This is a genomic window from Paenibacillus sp. MAEPY2 (genome assembly GCF_000499205.1).
In the GTDB taxonomy this organism is placed as follows: domain Bacteria; phylum Bacillota; class Bacilli; order Paenibacillales; family Paenibacillaceae; genus Paenibacillus; species Paenibacillus vandeheii.
Genome location: NZ_AWUK01000012.1, coordinates 173,527 through 193,808, shown reverse-complemented (window position 1 = coordinate 193,808; position 20,282 = coordinate 173,527). Strand labels below are relative to the sequence as shown.

20 protein-coding genes are annotated in these 20,282 nt (G+C 46.0%); all 20 read right to left on the bottom strand.

The annotated features are described in order from the left end of the window. Positions 1-99 precede the first annotated feature (99 nt). Positions 100-561 carry a ribosome maturation factor RimP gene (gene rimP, locus P364_RS0111385; RefSeq protein WP_024630253.1) on the bottom strand — a complete coding sequence of 154 codons (462 nt, stop codon included), beginning with the start codon at positions 559-561 and terminating at the stop codon, positions 100-102. Between the two features lie 258 nt (positions 562-819). Continuing rightward, on the bottom strand, positions 820-5,139 hold the full coding sequence (locus P364_RS0111380) for a PolC-type DNA polymerase III (RefSeq protein WP_024630252.1): 4,320 nt from the start codon (positions 5,137-5,139) through the stop codon (positions 820-822). A 152-nt stretch (positions 5,140-5,291) separates the two neighbouring features. Continuing rightward, entirely contained in the window at positions 5,292-6,746 is a 1,455-nt protein-coding gene (gene proS / locus P364_RS0111375; RefSeq protein ID WP_024630251.1) for a proline--tRNA ligase, read from the bottom strand. A 61-nt stretch (positions 6,747-6,807) separates the two neighbouring features. Next, positions 6,808-8,079 carry an RIP metalloprotease RseP gene (gene rseP, locus P364_RS0111370; RefSeq protein WP_024630250.1) on the bottom strand — a complete coding sequence of 424 codons (1,272 nt, stop codon included), beginning with the start codon at positions 8,077-8,079 and terminating at the stop codon, positions 6,808-6,810. Positions 8,080-8,192: 113 nt separating this feature from the next. Then, positions 8,193-9,332: a 1-deoxy-D-xylulose-5-phosphate reductoisomerase gene (locus P364_RS0111365; protein WP_024630249.1), complete on the bottom strand. Its 1,140-nt coding sequence runs from the start codon at positions 9,330-9,332 to the stop codon at positions 8,193-8,195. 67 nt (positions 9,333-9,399) lie between these two features. Next, entirely contained in the window at positions 9,400-10,194 is a 795-nt protein-coding gene (locus tag P364_RS0111360) for a phosphatidate cytidylyltransferase (protein ID WP_024630248.1), read from the bottom strand. Positions 10,195-10,210: 16 nt separating this feature from the next. After that, the gene (locus P364_RS0111355; protein WP_024630247.1) at positions 10,211-10,978 is read right to left on the bottom strand and encodes an isoprenyl transferase; all 768 of its coding nucleotides are present in this window, start codon (positions 10,976-10,978) and stop codon (positions 10,211-10,213) included. Positions 10,979-11,067: 89 nt separating this feature from the next. After that, positions 11,068-11,622 carry a ribosome recycling factor gene (gene frr / locus P364_RS0111350; RefSeq protein WP_024630246.1) on the bottom strand — a complete coding sequence of 185 codons (555 nt, stop codon included), beginning with the start codon at positions 11,620-11,622 and terminating at the stop codon, positions 11,068-11,070. Next, positions 11,622-12,350 (bottom strand): UMP kinase, encoded by a 729-nt coding sequence (gene pyrH / locus P364_RS0111345; RefSeq protein WP_024630245.1) that lies wholly within the window; start codon positions 12,348-12,350, stop codon positions 11,622-11,624. Before pyrH ends, frr begins: the two co-directional genes overlap by 1 nt. 229 nt (positions 12,351-12,579) lie before the next feature. Then, positions 12,580-13,230 carry a translation elongation factor Ts gene (gene tsf, locus P364_RS0111340; RefSeq protein WP_024630244.1) on the bottom strand — a complete coding sequence of 217 codons (651 nt, stop codon included), beginning with the start codon at positions 13,228-13,230 and terminating at the stop codon, positions 12,580-12,582. A gap of 116 nt (positions 13,231-13,346) precedes the next feature. Next, on the bottom strand, positions 13,347-14,045 hold the full coding sequence (gene rpsB / locus P364_RS0111335) for a 30S ribosomal protein S2 (RefSeq protein WP_024630243.1): 699 nt from the start codon (positions 14,043-14,045) through the stop codon (positions 13,347-13,349). Positions 14,046-14,319: 274 nt separating this feature from the next. Further along, entirely contained in the window at positions 14,320-14,952 is a 633-nt protein-coding gene (locus P364_RS0111330) for an endolytic transglycosylase MltG (RefSeq protein WP_024630242.1), read from the bottom strand. Positions 14,953-14,955: 3 nt separating this feature from the next. After that, positions 14,956-15,528 (bottom strand): hypothetical protein, encoded by a 573-nt coding sequence (locus P364_RS0111325; protein WP_024630241.1) that lies wholly within the window; start codon positions 15,526-15,528, stop codon positions 14,956-14,958. A gap of 66 nt (positions 15,529-15,594) precedes the next feature. After that, the gene (locus P364_RS0111320; RefSeq protein ID WP_024630240.1) at positions 15,595-15,909 is read right to left on the bottom strand and encodes a hypothetical protein; all 315 of its coding nucleotides are present in this window, start codon (positions 15,907-15,909) and stop codon (positions 15,595-15,597) included. Positions 15,910-15,961: 52 nt separating this feature from the next. After that, positions 15,962-17,371 carry a DUF342 domain-containing protein gene (locus tag P364_RS0111315; protein WP_024630239.1) on the bottom strand — a complete coding sequence of 470 codons (1,410 nt, stop codon included), beginning with the start codon at positions 17,369-17,371 and terminating at the stop codon, positions 15,962-15,964. Positions 17,372-17,440: 69 nt separating this feature from the next. Further along, a complete protein-coding gene (locus tag P364_RS0111310; RefSeq protein WP_024630238.1) occupies positions 17,441-18,229 on the bottom strand; it encodes a FliA/WhiG family RNA polymerase sigma factor in 789 nt (262 codons plus the stop codon). 15 nt (positions 18,230-18,244) lie between these two features. After that, the gene (locus tag P364_RS0111305) at positions 18,245-18,688 is read right to left on the bottom strand and encodes a hypothetical protein (protein ID WP_024630237.1); all 444 of its coding nucleotides are present in this window, start codon (positions 18,686-18,688) and stop codon (positions 18,245-18,247) included. Between the two features lie 3 nt (positions 18,689-18,691). After that, a complete protein-coding gene (locus P364_RS0111300; protein ID WP_024630236.1) occupies positions 18,692-19,189 on the bottom strand; it encodes a chemotaxis protein CheD in 498 nt (165 codons plus the stop codon). Then, on the bottom strand, positions 19,182-19,775 hold the full coding sequence (locus P364_RS0111295) for a chemotaxis protein CheC (RefSeq protein ID WP_094936499.1): 594 nt from the start codon (positions 19,773-19,775) through the stop codon (positions 19,182-19,184). Before P364_RS0111295 ends, P364_RS0111300 begins: the two co-directional genes overlap by 8 nt. 37 nt (positions 19,776-19,812) lie before the next feature. Beyond that, a complete protein-coding gene (locus P364_RS0111290; RefSeq protein WP_024630234.1) occupies positions 19,813-20,274 on the bottom strand; it encodes a chemotaxis protein CheW in 462 nt (153 codons plus the stop codon). Between the last annotated feature and the right edge of the window lie 8 nt (positions 20,275-20,282).

Below are 20,282 nucleotides of genomic sequence, written 5' to 3'. Positions count from 1 at the left end.
TGGCATCTCATACGTAAAACGGCGAAAGGCTCTAAACTCATGAGCACTTTGCCGTTATCGTGAGATGTGTCTTTTTTCATTAATAAGTGAACAAGGCACTTAAAACAGAATGGCCAGGCGCGCACTCGCAACCTTGTCATAAAGAATGGCATGCTGTTTCTTGCCTGCTTCGATCACAAGTTCCCCGTTATCAAAGGAAAGCAGCTTGCCTTCAAATTCCTTTATTCCATTTACCGGCTCGTAGGTTGTAACAAATACATTTTTGCCTACGGATTTGGCAACATCCTCTGGTTTTTTCAGTGGACGCTCCGCACCGGGAGAAGACACTTCAAGGAAATAGATGGTTGGAATCGGATCGTTCTCATCCAGCTTGGCGCTCAGCTTTTCGCTGATCAAGACACAATCATCGATGTCGATGCCACCCTCTTTGTCGACATACACCCGTAAAAACCAGTTGCTGCCTTCTTTGACGTATTCGATGTCAACCAGCTCGAAGCCTTGTTCGTTCAAGTAGGGTTGGATCATTTCTTCCACGGTAGATTTAATGTTCGTTGTGCTCAAAACCGATAACCTCCAACTTAGGTTACACCAGCAAATAATGACTGGCAATTTCTTCATTACCCAAGATTCTTGTATACCAAAGACTAAAGAGTGGGTTTCCCCACTCTTTAGAAATTCGTACTATCTCGTTCACTTCAAAAATTATAACATAGTCTGGTAATAGTGACAAGTAAGCGATCATTCAGGCATTTTGGTTACTAATGAAGAAAAATTTCGTAATCACATCACAGACCAACATTGGATACGCAAAATGTCATTTTAGAACAGCGATAATTGATTGCTTTCCGGCAAACCACGGAAGCATCCCATACCAGTCAACAGCTCAACAATCGTTTTACTTGCTTTGGACTTCTGCTGGAAATCTTCAATCGACAGGAATTCTCCATGCTCCCTTGCCGCAGCGATGTTGCGTGCAGCATTATCCCCGATTCCTCCCAATGCAGAGAACGGAGGAATGAGTGAATTACCGTCAACGATAAACTTCGTCGCTTCCGAACGATAGAGATCAATCGGTTTGAGCGAGAATCCGCGTGCTGCCATTTCCAGTGCCATCTCAAGGACGGGCAGCATGTTTTTTTCTTTTGGCGGTGCTTGGAAACCTAATTGTTCAATCTCTACGATCTTCCGATAGATGGGCTCATAGCCCTGACATACCAATTCTATGTCAAACTCATCCGCACGAACTGTGAAGTATGTCGCGTAGTATTCAATGGGGTGATACAGCTTGAAGAAAGCTGTACGCACTGCCGAGATAACATAAGCGGCCGCGTGGGCCTTCGGAAACATGTACTGGATTTTAAGACAGGAGTCAATGTACCATTGCGGTACCTTGCAATTTTTCATCTCATCAATCCACTCTTGCGGCAAACCACGCCCCTTACGCACACTCTCCGTAATTTTAAAGGCCAGACTGGCGTCCATGCCCGCCTTATAGATCAGGAACAACATGATATCATCCCGGCAACCAATCACCGTTTTGATGTTACACGTTCCATTTTTGATTAGATCTTGTGCGTTACCGAGCCATACCCCCGTACCATGAGACAATCCGGAGATCTGGAGTAAATCGGCAAAAGAAGAAGGCTGTGATTCGACAAGCATCTGACGTACAAACTTCGTGCCCATCTCTGGTACACCAAAGGTGGCAACAGGTGAACGAATCTGCTCCGGCGTAACGCCCAGTGCCTCCGTTGAGTTGAACATGCTCATTACTTTAGGATCATTCATCGGAATCGTCGTTGGATCGATGCCCGTCAAATCCTGCAGCATCCGCATCATAGTTGGATCATCGTGCCCCAGAATATCGAGTTTTAGCAAATTTTCTTCGAAGGCGTGATAGTCAAAGTGCGTTGTTTTCCACTCCGCATTAACATCATCGGCCGGGAATTGTACAGGCGTTACATCTTCCACTTCAATATAGTCTGGTACAACGACAATACCACCGGGATGCTGTCCGGTACTACGCTTAACCCCTGTGCAGCCGGATGCAAGACGATTCAGCTCAGCCCCGCGCCATTTCTTATGATGCTCTTCCTCATATTTCTTGGCAAAACCGAACGCCGTTTTCTCAGCCACTGTACCGATCGTGCCCGCACGGAACACACTCTTTTCGCTGAAAAGCACCTTGGTATAGTTATGCGCATGCGGCTGATAATCACCCGAGAAGTTCAAGTCAATATCGGGAACCTTGTCCCCTTTAAAACCAAGGAAGGTCTCAAACGGAATATCCTGCCCTTCGCCTTTTAGTCGGCCTCCACAATCAGGGCATTCTTTCTCCGGAAGGTCAAATCCACTCGGTACACTGCCGTCGAGGAACCACTCACTGTGTTTGCATTCCGGATTCACACAAATATAGTGTGCTGGCAGCGGATTAACCTCGGAAATACCCAGGAAAGTAGCAACGACAGACGAACCAACGGATCCCCGGGAGCCGACAAGGTAGCCGTCCTGATTTGATTTTTTAACCAGTCGTTCCGAGATCAGATAGTTGGCAGAAAAACCGTATTTGATGATTGGCTTCAGTTCTTTCTCAAGTCTCGCCACAATGACTTCCGGCAGTTCCTCACCATAAATGGACTTGGCGGTATTATAGCAAGTATTGCGGATTTCATCGTCCGCACCTTCCAGGATTGGGGTAAACAGCTTATCCGGGAACAGTTTGATTTCCTCAAATCGATCCGCTAATTCAACCGTATTTGTAACGACAACTTCGTAGGCTTTGTCTTGGCCCAGGTACTGGAACTCTTCCAACATTTCATCTGTCGTTCTTAAGTGAGCATCCGGTTTACGCTGATCCTTGAGCGGGCTAAAGCCTGTAATTCCATGAATGGTAATATCCCGATATAGCTTGTCGCGCGGCTCCAGATAATGCACGTTACCTGTAGCTATGACAGGTTTCCCCAATTTTGCACCAATGTCAACAACTTTGCGAACCGCGAGCTTCAATTCCTCAGGTGTAGCCACCAGCCCTTTGTCCACCAAGTGCATATACATCGTCAGAGGCTGGATCTCCAAAATGTCATAGAAGTGAGCGATCTCTTCTGCCTCTTCAAGTGATTTGTTGAGCACCGCCTCGAAAAACTCGCCTTTTTCACAACCGGATAAAATAATGAGGCCTTCACGCAAATTGATCAGCTTCGATTTTGGAATACAAGGTACCCGTTTGAAGTGCTCCGTATGAGAAAGGGATACCAGTTTATAGAGATTCTTTTTGCCGACATCATTCAAAGCATAGATTCCGCAATGGAATGGACGCGTATTCGAGAGATCAACACCCACATAATCGTTGAGCCGATCAAGCATGGTCAGGCCTTTCATCTGGAAAGCATCATTAACCAATCCATTCAGTATGCCTGCGAGTGCAATCGTATCATCAATCGCCCGGTGATGACTTTCCAGTGCTACTTTATATTTATCCGCCAGCGTATTCAGACGGTGGTTCTTCATTTTTGGATATAACAACCGTGCCAGTTCCAATGTATCAAGGACAGGGTTCGGAAGCTCAGGCATACCAAGCTGTTTCAGTGAAGCCTGAATAAAGCCCATATCGAATCGCGCATTATGCGCAACCAATACGCCATCTCCGGCAAACTCTACAAAGTCACGGATAACCGGTTCTAGCTCAGGTGCATCCTTCACCATATCATCGTTAATGTTGGTCAACTGCTGAATGTTATATGGAATGCGCTCATGCGGATTTACAAAGGTAGCAAAGCGATCAATCTCTTTTCCGTCCTCTACCTTCACTGCCGCAATCTCAATGATTTTGTTCTGGGTTACCGATAGACCTGTGGTCTCAATATCAAAAACAATATACGTCGCTGATTTGAGCTCCAATGGCTGCGGCGCCAAAACAACAGCAACCGAATCGTTCACCACATTGGCCTCAAGGCCGTAAATCATTTTAATTCCGTTTTTCTTGGCCGCTTTGGACGCCTCCGGATACACCTGCACACCGCCATGGTCACTTACCGCGATTGCCTTGTGTCCCCATTCCGCTGCAGTCTTTACGTATTTGTCGATCGAAGTTACGGCATCCATTGTACTCATTGTGGAGTGCAGATGGAACTCAACGCGTTTCTCAGCTGCATTATCCTTACGGGATGGCGGTGCCTTTACTTCAACCAAATCTGACGGAATCATAGCAAGTTCCGGGATTTGCATAAACCGGTCGTATTCTACACGTCCACGGACTTTTACCCATTTTCCATTGGCGAGCAAGCTGAGGATTCTGACATCCTCTTTTGTTTTGGCGAACATCTTCATTTGCATGGAATCCGTGAAGTCCGTCAAATAAAACGTAAATAACGTATTTCCGTTACGCAATTCTTTGCGATCAAGTCCAAAGACCGTTCCCTGTAACGTAACCTTTTTCTCTTCATCTTGAACTTCCTGCATAGGTACAGGTGGTTCTTTGATCTCATATCCCATTTGTAAGCGAACATCGCCCTGTTCTTCCTCTTCAGGCATTTCCGAGTCCACTTCGCTCATCATCTGTTCGATAACTTGAAGCTCTTCTTCCCGCTTCTTGAGCTGGAATTGCTCCATCGCCTCTTTGTTGCTCTCAACCTCACCAACGAGCAGTTTGACCCGCAAGGGCACTTGAAAATACTTATCATAAAAGGTTGTTATTGCCTGATCAATCTGCTTCTTCTTCGCAAGCTCCATCGACATGGCATCACTCATGGTCAATTGCAGCAGATCTGCTTCACATTCAAACTTGGTGCGATTCATCCAACCATTCACGGATGGAATCTCCCGTGTAACCCACTCTAGGAACAGATTCCAATACTCACTGACAATATCACCAATCTCGACCTTATCACTATATTTGAAACCAAACGTAATCTTGGAAATATGATTCATTTTCTCCTGGATATGCAGGCAAAATGTACGATAGATTGGAGCAGGAACCAAAGTATCCTTTGCAATCACAATAGTCCAATCGCGGTTGCTACGGCTTGTCTCCACCCGTTCAATCCATCCATCCAAAAAGTAGGGCTCTATCAGGCCAGCCGGAAGCTCCGTCTGTTTCATCAACAACTCAAACCGTTTTCTCTTCTCCTCGAATCCACTCATCGTGTTCCTCCTTGTACCCCCTTCAAACAGAAAAAGCCTCTGCATTCAAAAATGTCCCCGATCCGAACCCGCACCGACTCATTTTATCCGACAGAAGCTCTCCATTCCTTACTCTTACGGTGAATAAGTGCAGTTAGTCATGTCTTCCTGACCTAGTACGCTCTTGCAAACACAACCGTGTGCTTCGCTTGTTCACCACAAGCCAGGCACGTATGCTTTTCTTCCGCAGGCTGGAAAGGAATATTCCGGCTTGTTGCACCTGTTACTTCTCTTACTTTATCTTCGCAAGCTTCTGAACCGCACCATCCAGCCAGTGTGAACCCGCGTTTGTTTTCCATCAATTCCTTCATCTCATCAAGCGTATCGACAGAGTAGAAGTTGTCCGACATAAACGTGCGAGCACGTTGCAGCATATCGGCTTGCACTTGAGTCAGCATCGTCTGGATTTCTTCCACCAGATTCGCTTGTTCAACAACCTTCTTCTCTCCAGTAATCCGGGAAACGAGAACACACACACCATTCTCCATATCACGCGGACCAATCTCAAGACGAATTGGAACACCACGCATTTCGTACTCGTTAAATTTCCAGCCTGGACGAACATCACTGCGATCATCCATTTTCACACGGATTCCCGCTTGTTTCAGTTCAGCGAACAACTCATCCGCACGGCCTACAACGGCATCACGCGTTTTTGGAGGTCCAATCGGAATCATAACCACTTGTGTTGGTGCTACTTTAGGAGGAAGAACCAGACCACGGTCATCCCCGTGAACCATAATCAATGCACCGATCAGACGTGTGCTTGTTCCCCACGAAGTGGTGTGAGCCAATTCCAGTACGTTGTTGCGGCTAAGATACTGGATCTCAAATGCTTTCGCAAAATTCGTACCCATATAATGAGAAGTTCCGGCTTGAACCGCACGTCCATCCTTCATCATCGCTTCGATGGAGAAGGTGTCTACAGCACCTGCAAATTTCTCGGATTTTGTTTTCTGACCTGTAATAACGGGAATTGCCAGATATTCTTCCACAACTTCGCGGTAGATTTCAAGCATTTTCATCGTCTCTTCGCGTGCTTCTTCTTCGTTCTCGTGCGCTGTATGGCCCTCTTGCCACAGGAATTCACTTGTACGAAGGAAAGGCAGTGTTCTCTTCTCCCAGCGAACCACGTTAGCCCATTGGTTGATCAGTACTGGCAAGTCACGATACGACTGAATCCATTTGGAGTACATGTGACCAATGATGGTTTCGGAGGTTGGGCGGATTGCCAGACGCTCTTCCAGCTTTTCTCCGCCTGCTTCCGTTACCCAAGGCAATTCAGGGTTGAACCCTTCCACATGTTCTTTTTCTTTTTGGAAAAAGCTCTCGGGAATGAACATTGGGAAGTAAGCATTGCGATGACCGGTTTCACGGAAACGACGGTCCATCTCATCCTTGATGTGCTCCCAAATTTCGAAGCCGTCTGGTTTGAAAACAATACAACCGCGTACGGGTGAATAGTCCATGAGATCAGCTTTTTTAATAACATCAATGTACCAGCGTGAGAAATCCTCGCCCTGAGGTGTAATTTCAGTCACGAACTGTTTATCATTTTCCTTTGACATAAGACTCCAGCGTCCTCCCATAACGACTAGCTCTGAATAGTCAGAGCTAGTCAAACCATAATTATCCGTTAATTAATCGTAATATATCATTATATGTTACTGCCAGCATCAGTACAAACAACATGGCGAAGCCGACAAAGTGAACCATGCCTTCCCGGTTAGGGTCAACGGGTCTGCCCCGCAGCCCTTCAATTCCGAGGAATACAAGACGGCTTCCATCCAGCGCCGGAATTGGCAACAGGTTGAAAATACCGAGGTACAGACTCAAGATAGCTGCCCATCTCGTCAACTGCTCGATCCCCTGCTTCGCAATTTGGCCTGTAACTTCAAAAGTACGCACAGGACCACCAATATCATCCATGTTAAACTGATTGATCAAGTGCTTGAAGCCCTCAAAGATCACTTTGGTTGTATCGACCATCGCTATCCCTGACACCTTGAAGGTTTCTACAAATCCAACGGATCGGGTTGGTAACGTTGGTACAATGCCTACTTTCCCGCCTTCTTGTCCTTCTACGGCACGAGGTGTAATCGTTATATTAAACGTTTCATTTCCCCGACGCAGCGTCCATTCCATCGGTTTGTCTTTGGAATCAGCAATCATCGTCACCATTTTTTGCGAATCCGTACCAATAGCAGTACCATTGATTGTTTCAATGATATCTCCCTTTTGCAAATTCGCCTTGTCGGCGGCTCCACCTTCAAGCACTTCACCAATTTCCAGATTTTTCGGATTTTCAACGACAACACCTGCCATTTGCGCATATACGGCAAACAACACAAATGCCAGGATGAAATTCATGAGTGGTCCGGCAAAAATAGCCAGGGCCCGCTGCCCCACCGTTTTACTGCCAAATTGGCGATCTTTCGGTGCAATCTGGGTTTGTTTGCCTCGACTTACCAACATCGCTTGCGGATGTATCCGGTATTGCTGAATTTCTCCATCCACATCGAGTTGCAATTTCAGCGCAGTCTCCATATCTATGGAGATCACTTCACCACGAATTACATTTTTCCGGTTATCCAATTGATCGAGGTAGATCATTTTGACTTGGTCATCAGCAGCTCTTACTGCAATGGTCTGACCTTCTTGAATCTCTACCAGTTCCGGGTCTTCCCCAGCCATACGTGCATATCCGCCAAAAGGCAGCAAACGCAGTGTAAACTGGGTCTCGTTTCTTTTATATGAGAACAATTTGGGACCAAAACCGATCGCAAATTCCCGTACAAGAATACCGGCGCGTTTGGCAAAATAATAATGTCCCCATTCATGAACCGTCACGATGACAAAGAACATGAGCACCGTTAGAAATACCACTTGTATGGTTTCCAATCCCTATCCATCCTCCTTCACGGCACGAACCGCAGTCTGTCCCTTTAGATTATCATTATTCTCTGATGCCGCACAAGAGAATCACTTCTTCCATTTTATCTTGAAAAAAGAGATCAAAGACTGAGCGCAAGTTGACGGCTCTCCTGATCACATCTTGCGATTTCCTCCAGATCAGGCTCGTCCACATTGCGGTGTGCTTCCAGCACAGAAGCAATAATATCCTCTATTTTAAGGAACGAAATCTCTTTACGCAAGAAGCGGGCTACGGCAACCTCGTTGGCTGCATTAAACGCCGTTGTTGCGGTTCCTCCCATTTTACCACACTCGTACGCCATTCTTAAACAAGGGAACCGTTCCATATCCATCTCACGGAAATGCAGCTTGCTCGCTTGCGCTAAGGATAAACGTTTCGCAGGTGAAGGCAAGCGGTCAGGATAAGTCAGTGCATACTGAATGGGAACACGCATGTCCGGATTACCAAGCTGTGCAATAATACTCGTATCATTGAACTCCACGTAGGAATGAATGATGCTCTCCGGGTGAAGCAACACATCAATCTGATCATAACTTAGACCAAACAGCCAATGCGCTTCAATAACTTCCAGACCTTTATTCACCATCGTCGCCGAGTCTATCGTGATCTTCGAGCCCATGGACCAATTCGGATGTTTGAGCGCATCTTCCACGGTAACTTCCTTTAACTGTTCACGAGTCAAATGACGGAAAGATCCTCCAGAGGCCGTAAGCGTAATTCCCATCACACGTTCACGAGGCTCTCCATTCAGGCATTGAAAGATAGCCGAGTGCTCACTATCTACAGGCAGAATCGGTACCCCTTTTGCAGCCGCTCTGGCAGTAACAATGTGTCCCGCTGTAATTAGAGTCTCCTTATTAGCCAGCCCAATCTGTTTGCCTGCATCAATAGCAGCCAAGGTTGACTCAAGCCCAACACTCCCCATTACAGCAGTAACAACCGTATCTGCATCCGTTCCGGCAGCAACTTCCACCAGTCCTTCTTTACCATAAAAAAGCTGCGTTTCAGCAGGTAAGTGCGGAGCCACGATTTCGGCCAGCTCTTTCGAGCCAACGGATACCTTTTTGGGCCGGTAGCGCTTCGCTTGTTCAATCAGCAGTTCTATATTTCCCCCAGCAGCAAGCCCCTCTACTTGAAAGCGTTCGGGATGCATATCGACTACATCCAGTGTCTGGGTTCCAATGGAACCCGTTGACCCGAGAATCGCAATTTTTTTCATGCCGCACCTCATCTTTATTTATCCAATGCCTATGACGAACATCTCGTCATGTGGCTTGTGCTCATCTTTAATAGGGCAAAAGCATTAGTATATGTACGAATGGAAAAACGACAATCCAGCTGTCGCACCGATCCAGAATACCGCCATGCCCCGGGAGCAGAGTGCCGGAATCTTTGATGTTATACACACGTTTGTAAGCAGATTGGATCAGATCCCCCATCTGTCCCACAACCGCGCATGCAATCCCAATCCATACCGCTCTTTGCCAAGACAACAACCCGTCTGACACCCATGCAAAAACAACAGAAGTGACTACCGCGATTACAATCCCGCCCAGCGCACCCTCTACTGTTTTGTTAGGACTAATCGAGGGCCACAATTTGTTCTTTCCGATCAGTTTTCCTACAAAATAGGCACCAGCATCACTTGCCCATATGGAACCTAACAGCAGGAATGTCCAGAACAATCCATGATGCAAATGTCTGGATTCCGCAATGTAATAAAAACCGATTCCAATGTACATTACTCCCAGAAAGAGCATAGCTACTGTGTTCACAGAAATCTTGTTTTTAGTTACAACAGAGGCTGTCATTAAAACCAGCATCACAATCCAGCCAATCTGGAATAACGTTAGCGGTCTGGCTTCCCAAACCATTTCCCAAGGAAACACAATTGCAAAGATACCTGCATAACCGATTAGGGCTACACCTGAAAAAGGCTGTACCCCGGTCATTTTCACAAATTCATAATAACCGATGAGAGCCATAAGCAATACCAAACCATGGTACCAGGGTCCGCCCAGCATGCAAAAACCCAAAAACAACACACCTGCTATGATTCCAGTCGTTAATCGCTGTTTCAACGGCTTCATCCTCCATCTATTTCAAACCGCCGTAACGCCTTGTTCTGCGCTGATATTCGGCTACTGCTTCAAGCAAATGCTTTTTGCCAAATTCGGGCCAGTATATATCCGTAAACCATAATTCGCTATATGCAAGCTGCCAAAGCATGAAATTGCTTAATCTCAACTCTCCGCTCGTCCGGATCAGCAAATCCGGATCAGGCATATCCCCAGTGAGCATATGTCTGTCAATGAGTTCAGGCGTAATATCCTCTGCCGATAGTTCCCCCGACTTTACCTGCAGAGCGATCTGTTTGACACAGTCTGTCATTTCGCGACGACTTCCGTAGTTCATTGCAAAATTCAAAACAAGCCCTGTGTTATGTTCCGTAAGACGTATAGCTTCACGCAAAGCATTAATGGTATGAGAAGGCAAATGCTCCTCCTGGCCCATCATACGAATGCGTACATTTTTTTCTATCAGTTCATCTAGCTCTATCGCCAAAAATTCTTGCGGAAGCCGCATCAGAAAATCCACTTCTTCTTTTGGACGCGTCCAGTTTTCTGTCGAAAAAGCGTACATCGTCAGATATTTGATGCCCAGTTCATCCGCCGCGATGGTCGCACGTTTGACAGCCTTCATCCCATTCTGGTGGCCAGCTATTCGCGGGAGACCCAAACGTTTCGCCCATCGTCCATTGCCGTCCATAATGATGGCGACGTGCTGCGGGATATTATCCTCGGATATAGTCAGCGTTTCCTGCTTGTCAGCCCCATTCCACCACGACCGAACCCGTTTGATCATTCCTGTTCCTCCAAAATCCCTGAAGTTTCTTTACCTGAAGCTTGGAAAAAGAGACAAAACCCCACCGTATTGGAGGGGCTGCGCTTGTCTTACACTTCCATGATTTCTTTTTCTTTGGCAGCGAGTACCTTATCGACTTCAGCAATAAACTTGTCGGTCGATTTTTGGATGTCGTCTTGATGTCTCCGGGACTCGTCCTCGGAAATGTCTGACTTCTCCATTTTTTTAATATCATCATTCGCATCACGGCGAATATTACGAATGGCTACTTTACCTTCTTCACCGAACTTTTTCGTCAACTTCACAAGTTCTTGTCTGCGTTCTTCCGTAAGTGCTGGAATGGACAGACGAATCATCGTTCCGTCGTTCGCTGGCGTAAGGCCAAGATCGGATTTCATAATTGCACGCTCAATGTCCCCCATAGAGGATTTATCCCATGGCTGGATCATCAGTGTCCGGGAATCCGGTGTACTGATATTAGCCAATTGGTTGAGCGGTGTCATTGCACCGTAATATTCCACTTGAATCCGGTCGAGAAGAGCCGGAGTTGCACGACCTGCACGCAAAGTGGCAAGATCACGTCGCAACGCTTGAATCGCTTTATCCATACGTTCTTCGGCATGTTTTTTAACCGCTTGTGGCATTAATCTACACTCCCTTTAACGATTGTCCCGATGCGTTCACCAAGAACAACACGTTTGATGTTACCTTGTTCCGTAATGGCAAATACGATCAACGGAATGTTGTTGTCCTTACAAAGTGAGGACGCCGTTGAGTCCATCACACCAAGATCTTTGTTAAGTATATCCATGTAAGTCAACTGATCAAACTTGACAGCTGTGCTGTCCTTAAATGGATCTGCTGAGTACACACCATCAACTTTGTTTTTGGCCATCAAAATGACTTCTGCTTCAATCTCCGCTGCGCGCAGTGCTGCTGTTGTATCGGTGGAGAAGAACGGGTTACCTGTACCTGCTGCAAAAATAACGACCCGGCCTTTCTCCAGATGACGAATAGCTCTACGACGAATATAAGGCTCTGCAATTTGTTGCATGGCAATCGATGTCTGTACGCGTGTAGGCACTTCAATCTGTTCCAGTGCATCTTGCAGTGCGAGCGAGTTCATAACCGTCGCCAGCATCCCCATATAATCCGCAGTCGCTCTGTCAATGCCGTTTTCGCTACCGGCAATTCCACGCCAGATGTTTCCGCCGCCACATACGATAGCAACCTGTACACCTAGTTCAACCACTTCTTTTACTTGCTGGGCAATCGACGAGATCGTCTCTGCATCAATACCGTAGCCGTTTTGACCGGAAAGAGACTCTCCGCTGACCTTTAAGACAACACGTTTAAATACTGGCTGTTCCAATTATTCACCCTCCACTTTGAATTGAACCCCCTGGGCGTTCAACCAACAAAACTTCTCGCGCATGGCCTCCTGCTTAAAAAGAAAGGAACACAGTTGTGTTCCGCTCTTTTAGGAAAAACGTTCAACCGGTAAGGCATTGTTTTCCTGGGATATAAGGGAGTAGCGCTTCGAAGTTTCATCATTCTTATATCTTCGAAAATCATTTCTGCTTGCCGGTTTGAAAAACGTCTTATTTGTTCACTTGGGACATAACTTCTTCTACGAAGTTATCTACTTTTTTCTCAAGACCTTCACCCAGTTCGTAACGAACGAAACGACGGATGGAGATGTTTTCACCGATTTGGCTAACTTTTTCGTTCAACAGTTGGGAGATCGTTTTGTCTGGATCTTTAACAAAAGTTTGCTCCAACAGGCAGAATTCTTCGTAATATTTACCAATACGGCCTTCAACCATTTTTTCAACGATTTTTTCTGGTTTGCCTTCGTTCAAAGCTTGAGCTTTCAAGATTTCTTTCTCTTTTTCCAGCTCTTCTGTAGGAACTTCTTCACGAGTGACAAATTTCGGGTTCGCTGCTGCGATTTGCATAGCGATGTCCTTAACGAAATCTTTGAATTGGTCTGTTTTACCAACGAAGTCAGTTTCACAGTTAACTTCTACCAGTACACCAATACGGCCACCAGCGTGGATATAAGATTCTACAACGCCTTCAGTTGCTGCACGGCCAGCTTTGCTTGCTGCTGCTGACAGACCTTTTTCACGAAGCAATTCAGCTGCTTTCGTGATGTCACCGTTTGCTTCTTCTAGTGCTTTTTTGCAATCGAGCATACCTGCGCCCGTTTTTTCACGGAGTTCTTTTACTGCACTCGCATTAACTGCCATTATTAATTCCCTCCAAAAATAAGTAATTGTACGTACACTCTAAAAAAAGGGCAGTGAGAGGTTATCCACCTACCAACCACCCTTTTCATTTAATTCATTAGATATGTTCGAATCTATTAAGCGGAAGTTTCTTCGCCTTGGTTAGCTTCGATAACGGCATCAGCCATTTTACCTGTCAACAGCTTAACGGCGCGGATTGCGTCGTCGTTACCCGGGATAACATAATCGATCTCGTCCGGATCGCAGTTTGTATCAACGATACCTACAATTGGGATACCCAATTTGCGAGCTTCCGCAACAGCGATACGCTCTTTGCGTGGATCGATGATGAACAGGGCGCTTGGCAGGCCTTTCATATTTTTAATACCGCCGAGGAATTTCTCCAGGCGATCTTTCTCTTTGCGAAGCAAGATTACTTCTTTTTTAGGCAATACAGCGAAAGTACCGTCTTCTTCCCAAGCTTCCAACTGTTTCAAACGATCAATACGTTTTTGAATAGTTGAGAAGTTAGTCAGGGTACCGCCGAGCCAACGTTGGTTAATGTAGAATTGACCAGCGCGTTCAGCTTCTTCTTTAACGGAATCTTGAGCTTGTTTTTTCGTACCCACGAAAAGAATTGTACCATTCTCTCCTGCGATTCCTTTAACGAAGTTGTAAGCCTCTTCGACTTTTTTCACTGTCTTTTGCAAGTCAATGATATAAATTCCGTTTCTTTCAGTGAAGATATAACGATCCATTTTTGGGTTCCAACGACGAGTTTGGTGACCGAAGTGTACCCCAGCTTCGAGAAGCTGCTTCATGGAGATTACTGCCATCTTCACACACCTCCTAATATGGTTTTATTGTGTCCTCCGCCGGCATCATTTTTCGCCAAGACTCTCCATCAGGAAAGCACCCTCAACAAAATTAGCACATGCGTGTGTTTTAACACCGTTATCTAATATATCATAACTGATTGCCTGATGCAACAGTCTTTCAAACTAAAATGCCTTGTACAAAAAAGCGCTCTTTTCAAACAAATTCATATCCGTTGTAGCGGTGCAAAACCTGTCACAATCTATAAATAAAAAACCGTCCTTCTGAGCGAACTCAGTTTGACGGTTCTTTTGTAATCTTGGCAATAATGGATTTGAAGCTTTCGCCCTTCTCCAGGTCATAGGTGCCTACTTGTATTTTGGTATTAATTCGCTCAGCCCTGCCAGCCTTTATGAAAGCTTGTGCACTATCGACAATCCCGGCTTTCTCCAGATTACCCGCCACGATGGCCAGACTGTTGCCTGAACGTACTTTGAAAGATACTGTAGCCGCAGCTTCAGGATTGTTAGGCTTTGACGGCTCAGTCGTCTTGGGCTGATTGACTTCATTCTGGTTTCCGCTTTTATTGGTGGCAGGCTGCTGTGGAGTCTCGGGTTGCTCCGGTTCCTCAGCTGACTTTGCCGCTTCGGGGGCCGTTGCCGTTTTCCCCTGCAGTTCGCTGCTCTCCTGTTTCTTCTTCGCTACCCACTCAGTTTCTGTATACAGCTCATCATCGGAAGCTACAAGCTTCATATCCATACTCTTCGCCGCCGCTTCAAGCTGTTCCATGGTCAGGTTGGCTGTAGCTACATCTGGGTCAAGATTACTCTCAGACAATGCGTTTTGTCCAACCGTTGCAAGCTGCAGCAATACCGCACCAACAATCATGCCACTTCCAAGTCCAATCCATAAGGAGCGCTTGTCCATTTCTTAGCTCTCCTCCCGTTCTGCCAGCTGTAAAATCAGCTGTACTTCTCCACGTTGTATGCCTGTCTGCTTGGCAATGGCATCCACTGACTTTCCTTCAGCATATAAATTAAACAGCTCTGCATATCGATCCTTAATGGAATCACGTACAGGCTTCAATTCTTGCTCAGTGGCTTGCTGCACTGTTTCTGACGCCTGTTGGGCCATATCTGCTCGCACACTGTCTACAAGCGCCTGAGCTTGCAATCCGCTTGTGCTATGTACCGGATTTATATTGGAGGGTGCGTCTGTTTGTGTCGTTTTACTTTCTTCCAGTTGATCCAACCTCCGCTGTAATTCCTGAAGCTGAGATTGCATACGCTGATCTGCAGCTGTTGCCTCACCCTTCATCTCAGCAACACGTTGGATGAGAGCATCATTGTCGTTTTCGATCTCAGCCATATAATGTTCAAGCGTAGATTCCATCTCTTGCACCAGGTGATGCCCAGGCTCCTGCACCTTGTTTTTCTTGGGCATGATAAACGCATATGCAATAGCGCAGGCTCCTAATATGACAATAATAATCCATGGTGACAAATTGGGTTCTCTCCTTTTAATGCAGCCATCGATGCTCAAGACTACATGTGAATCACATGTCATCCATTACAACGACAGGTCAATATGTTTTCCTTTGTATGGATGCTCGGCAGGTTTGACAGTATCCAGTGTTGAAGTCGCTTCCGGTTCATTGGAGCCGCTCTGCTGCTCTTGGTTTCTAGACTGACCATCGCGTACATTGGTGTGTGCTGTTTCATCCAGCGCCTCGCTTCGTTGCCTTGCTTCATTTGCTTCTTTGGCCGTTTGTTCTGCCAGCAAGTTCTGGTCCGTCACCGGTCTCTGCTGAGCTTCACTCTGATAACGCCCAGCCTCACTTGTTCTAGGTACGGCAATCTGCAACTCAACCGCTTTGAAACTCATACGTTCACCTCACGGTATCGAATGGATTTCTTCATGTGTTTGAATGCTGTACTTAAACGAATGGAACCATCGTTATATCCCCATCATGATAATAAAAAGATATTCGACTTATCGGATCTTTAATAAATTTGGTGTATCTGCCGATAACTATTCTAGAGCCACCATAAATCATCTTATGGATATCGACGCGAGCCCTGCTTGTATCTTCAAGCACCTTTTCAATTTCAAAGATACGTGTTTTCGTTTCCTCACTAAGACGAAGGGCAGATTTTTGTGTAGCACTCAGTTTGATCCGCATTGACATTTTATCCGGGCTTAATTGCCCAGCAGCAGCTAACTGATCCAATAATGTCAAAGCTTTTTTCGTTTTATCCAAAGCATCCATCTGCTCCCTGACTTCCTTACGCAAGTCATTCAGCTCATTACGCAGCTTAGGTAATACACCTACTTCAATGGATGTCACAGTAGACATGCTGTTACCAACAACACGTGCCGAGACTTTTTCACCGGCCTGGATCGACCCGCCAACGATAAGTCCTTTTGTGCCTTCACAGATTACCGCATTTCCCGCACGAATCGTGGAATGCATAATACTTTGGGATACCAGAACATTTTCCGCCGCATCGACGTTGCCTTCTTGAATAAAGGTACATTTCACGTTATGTCCAGCTTGTATAAGTCCTTTGTTATAACCAATAATACCGCCGGTAATTTCGACAGAGCCACCCGCATCCAGCTCCGCTCCCTCGACACCTCCGACAACACGTATATCCCCCGCCGCTTTTACTTTAAAACCGGTGAGCACATTACCTCGGATAACAACTGTACCTACAAAATCGATGTTACCAATGTTATAATCCACATCGCCATTGATCTCGTATACAGGAAACACATTCAATTTGTTGCCGTCTGTTTTGGTAACCAATCCATCCAGAGCAGCATACATCGCAGTTCCTTCCGGATTAACGACAACGTTTTTCCCAACTTTGAAACGGGCTTCTTTCCCGGGACGAAAAGGGATTTCTTCACCAGTCACAGCCTTACCTGCCGTGCCATCCACAGGAGGAATACGTTCGGCAATGATTTGACCTGTTCGAACATTGTTTAAACGAGTCACTTCTTTGTAATCGACTTTCCCGTCTTCCGCTTCCAGAGGGCGCCGTTCATTGGAATCGTCCATGCCCACCAGTACCTTGATGAATCCATCCGTTCCCTGTACTGGTTTAATCCCTTCCGCAATCTTGCATCGATCCTTCACATACATTTCAGGACGACTCACAAAAACAAGCAATGCTTCGCGCAACACACCATATTTGATACCCTGACTTGCTATATATTTTTCGAGCTCATCCGGTGTACACGTAAAATCTTCTTCCTGTTTGGAAAACTCAAGGTAGGCCGTACTTTTATCATCTGATAAAACAATGCTCAAACACTGTTCCAAAACAGTCTGCTGTGTCAATGCATCTCTTCCCCCTTTTAAACTTCCCACTCCCCAAAAATCCTAAAATTAACAATCTCTATTCAACTACTAATCCTTACGCATAAGCAAGTCTTTCTGTTTATCCAGTGTTCCCCGTAGCCTTAAGATGGCCTTTGAGTGCAGTTGAGAGATTCGTGACGGAGAAAGAGACATGACTTCAGCAATTTCGCTAAGAGACAGATCTTCATAATATAAAAGCGAAACAACCGTTCTCTCTTTGACCGTCAATTTATCAAGCCCTTGCACCAAAGCTTCTTTTAAATAGAACTCATTGACTTTATAATCCGGATTTTTAGCTTTTTCGTCGACCATTAAGGATAGTCGAGTCTCAGACTCTTCTTCCCGGATCGGGTCCTCTAAAGAACAAAGCGACATCACTGCCACTTCCTGAAGCATATGTTGAAAGTCTTTCGTCGACACGTCGAGATACTGACTCATTTCTTCATCACTGACGGAGCGCAAATATGTCTGCTCTAGCTGCTGGTAAGCATCTTCAATCCGCTTTGCTTTCTCCCGAACGGAACGAGGCACCCAATCTCCCTGTCGTAAACCATCAAGGATTGCACCACGTACCCGCCAGGAGGCGTACGTTTCAAATTGCAGACCACGCTCATAGTCAAATTTCTCCAGCGCATCAATCAATCCCATGACACCATTGCTCTCCAGATCATCTTTCGGGACATTTTTGGGCAGACCGACAGCCAAACGCCCGGATACATAGTTTACAATATGAAGATACTTTTCGATCAAACTTTTCTTGGCTTCAAGATCGCCTTGTTCTTTCCACTTTTCCCACAGGTCAGCGTGGTTCAAATGTGAAGCTTTACGCTCGTTCAATTGCTTTCACCCTCCTTATTTGTCTGTCAGGTGACGAACGGCCTGCGCCAACTCCTCCGGCTCCTTGGTCCGGACAAGTTTAGGCGGATCCAAAGGAGCAAATCCCGTTGGAGCTTTCGTCTCAGATGGTGGAAGGTTCTCCCCAGAGGAGGCGTTCTGTCCATGTTTGAGCAAGTCGTTCAGCTCTTGTCCATCGTCTTCGAGTTTAATGTCCACCTGTGAACCTCTTAGTTCTTGAGCGCCCGGTGAATCATAACCATATTCATCCCCCTCTACCTGAGGGTTCAGCAGCAATCCCAGTCCCCAGCGCAAACCATAAGCAAGGACAAACCAGGCTACAAAGCCGATCAACCCGCGAATTAAACTGGTCATCAACACATTGCTGCTGTATGCTACAAAAAAAGTCAGAATAAATCCGACTATGCCTGCTCCAAGATTAATGCGGTAGTTTCCTATCATGTCTTATAGTTCCTTTACACCCATTTGGACACTTCGAATAGTCAAAAGTCCAGTTTCACAATCCATTTCAATCGTTCGTCCATAATTCCCACCGGTATCTTCGGCGAGAAGTGGAATTCCAAGCTTCTCTAACCATTCGCGACAAGAATCCGCATTCCTCGGTCCGATACGCATCGTATCCCCTGCCCCCGAGAAGGCAAACATCTGAGACCCTCCAGCCATTTTGGACACAATACGTGAACGAGAGGCACCGAGTTGTATCATTCTTTGTAACAATTCCGGCAATGCCGTATCTGCATATTTGGCTTTGTTCAAAGTTCCTTCACGAGCAATCTCTGAAGTGGGGAGCATGACATGCGCCATTCCGGCAAGCTTCAAATGCGGATCATACATCGTTAATCCCACACAAGAGCCCAAGCCAGTCGTACGGATTACGCCGGGAAGATGAGCAATGTTCAAATCCGCCATACCGACTTTAACGACGCTTTTGTCTTCAATCATGATCCAGTGGCACCCCTAAAGATTCAAATATCTTAGCAAATGAAGGCGGATCCGGAATCAGGAAAAATTGACCCTCTACCTGATCTTCGCCTTCAAAGAAAGAAGTGTCAATCAATAATGCATCGTCGCCCATTTCACCAAACTGCAGCAAACCATAACTTAAAATGGCTCCAGCCATATCAATAGCAAGTCCAGGTACGGTCGGATACATAGCTAGTTTTGTGAAATCTGCCAAAGAAGAAAGATACGAACCCGCCAGAATATTCCCGATTTCGGATAGAGCAGATTGTTCCATTTCCGTGAATGCAAGACCTTCCTTCAGATCAAAACCGGCAAGCCGGTTCAGCAGCATTTTGGCAGCCTCAGGTGCCATCATAAAGAAGAGATTGCCTGGTGCTTCGCCTTCAACACGAAGAAATACGGTAACAACAATACGTTCATCTCCGCCCACTTTCTCAGCAACTTCTTCAAAAGGAAGCATCTGTACTGTAGGTACACCCATGTCAATCGGTCTATTGAGAAGCTGAGACAACGCCGTTGCGGCGTTGCCTGCTCCAATGTTACCGACCTCTTTGAGCACATCCATTTGGAATCCCTCAAATCGGTTGAACAGTTCCACGGTGTTAGCCCTCAATACTTTCCAGCTGTACAATCTCGCTTTTATTTAATACTTCGTTGAGATTAAGCATGATCAACAAGCGCGTATCCTCCAGCTTGGCTACACCGCGCAGGTATCTTGCTTTAACTCCACCAACCACTTCAGGCGGACTATCAATAGCATCACGCTTGATGTCAATAACATCATTGGCAGAGTCAACGATAAAGCCAACTTGCATATCGTCCACGCCTACAATAACAATACGTGTTTGATCGGTATATTCTGTTTCCGGCAAAGAGAATCGACCACGCAGGTCAATGACGGGAATAACAACCCCACGTAAGTTAATAACCCCTTTTACAAAAGAGAAGGTCTTGGGAACACGGGTAATAGGCATCATACGCTCAATCGTCTGAACCTTGTCTACCTCAATACCATACTCTTCGGAACCTAATTTAAAGACAATGACTTTCAACTCTTCTTCCATGGATAAAA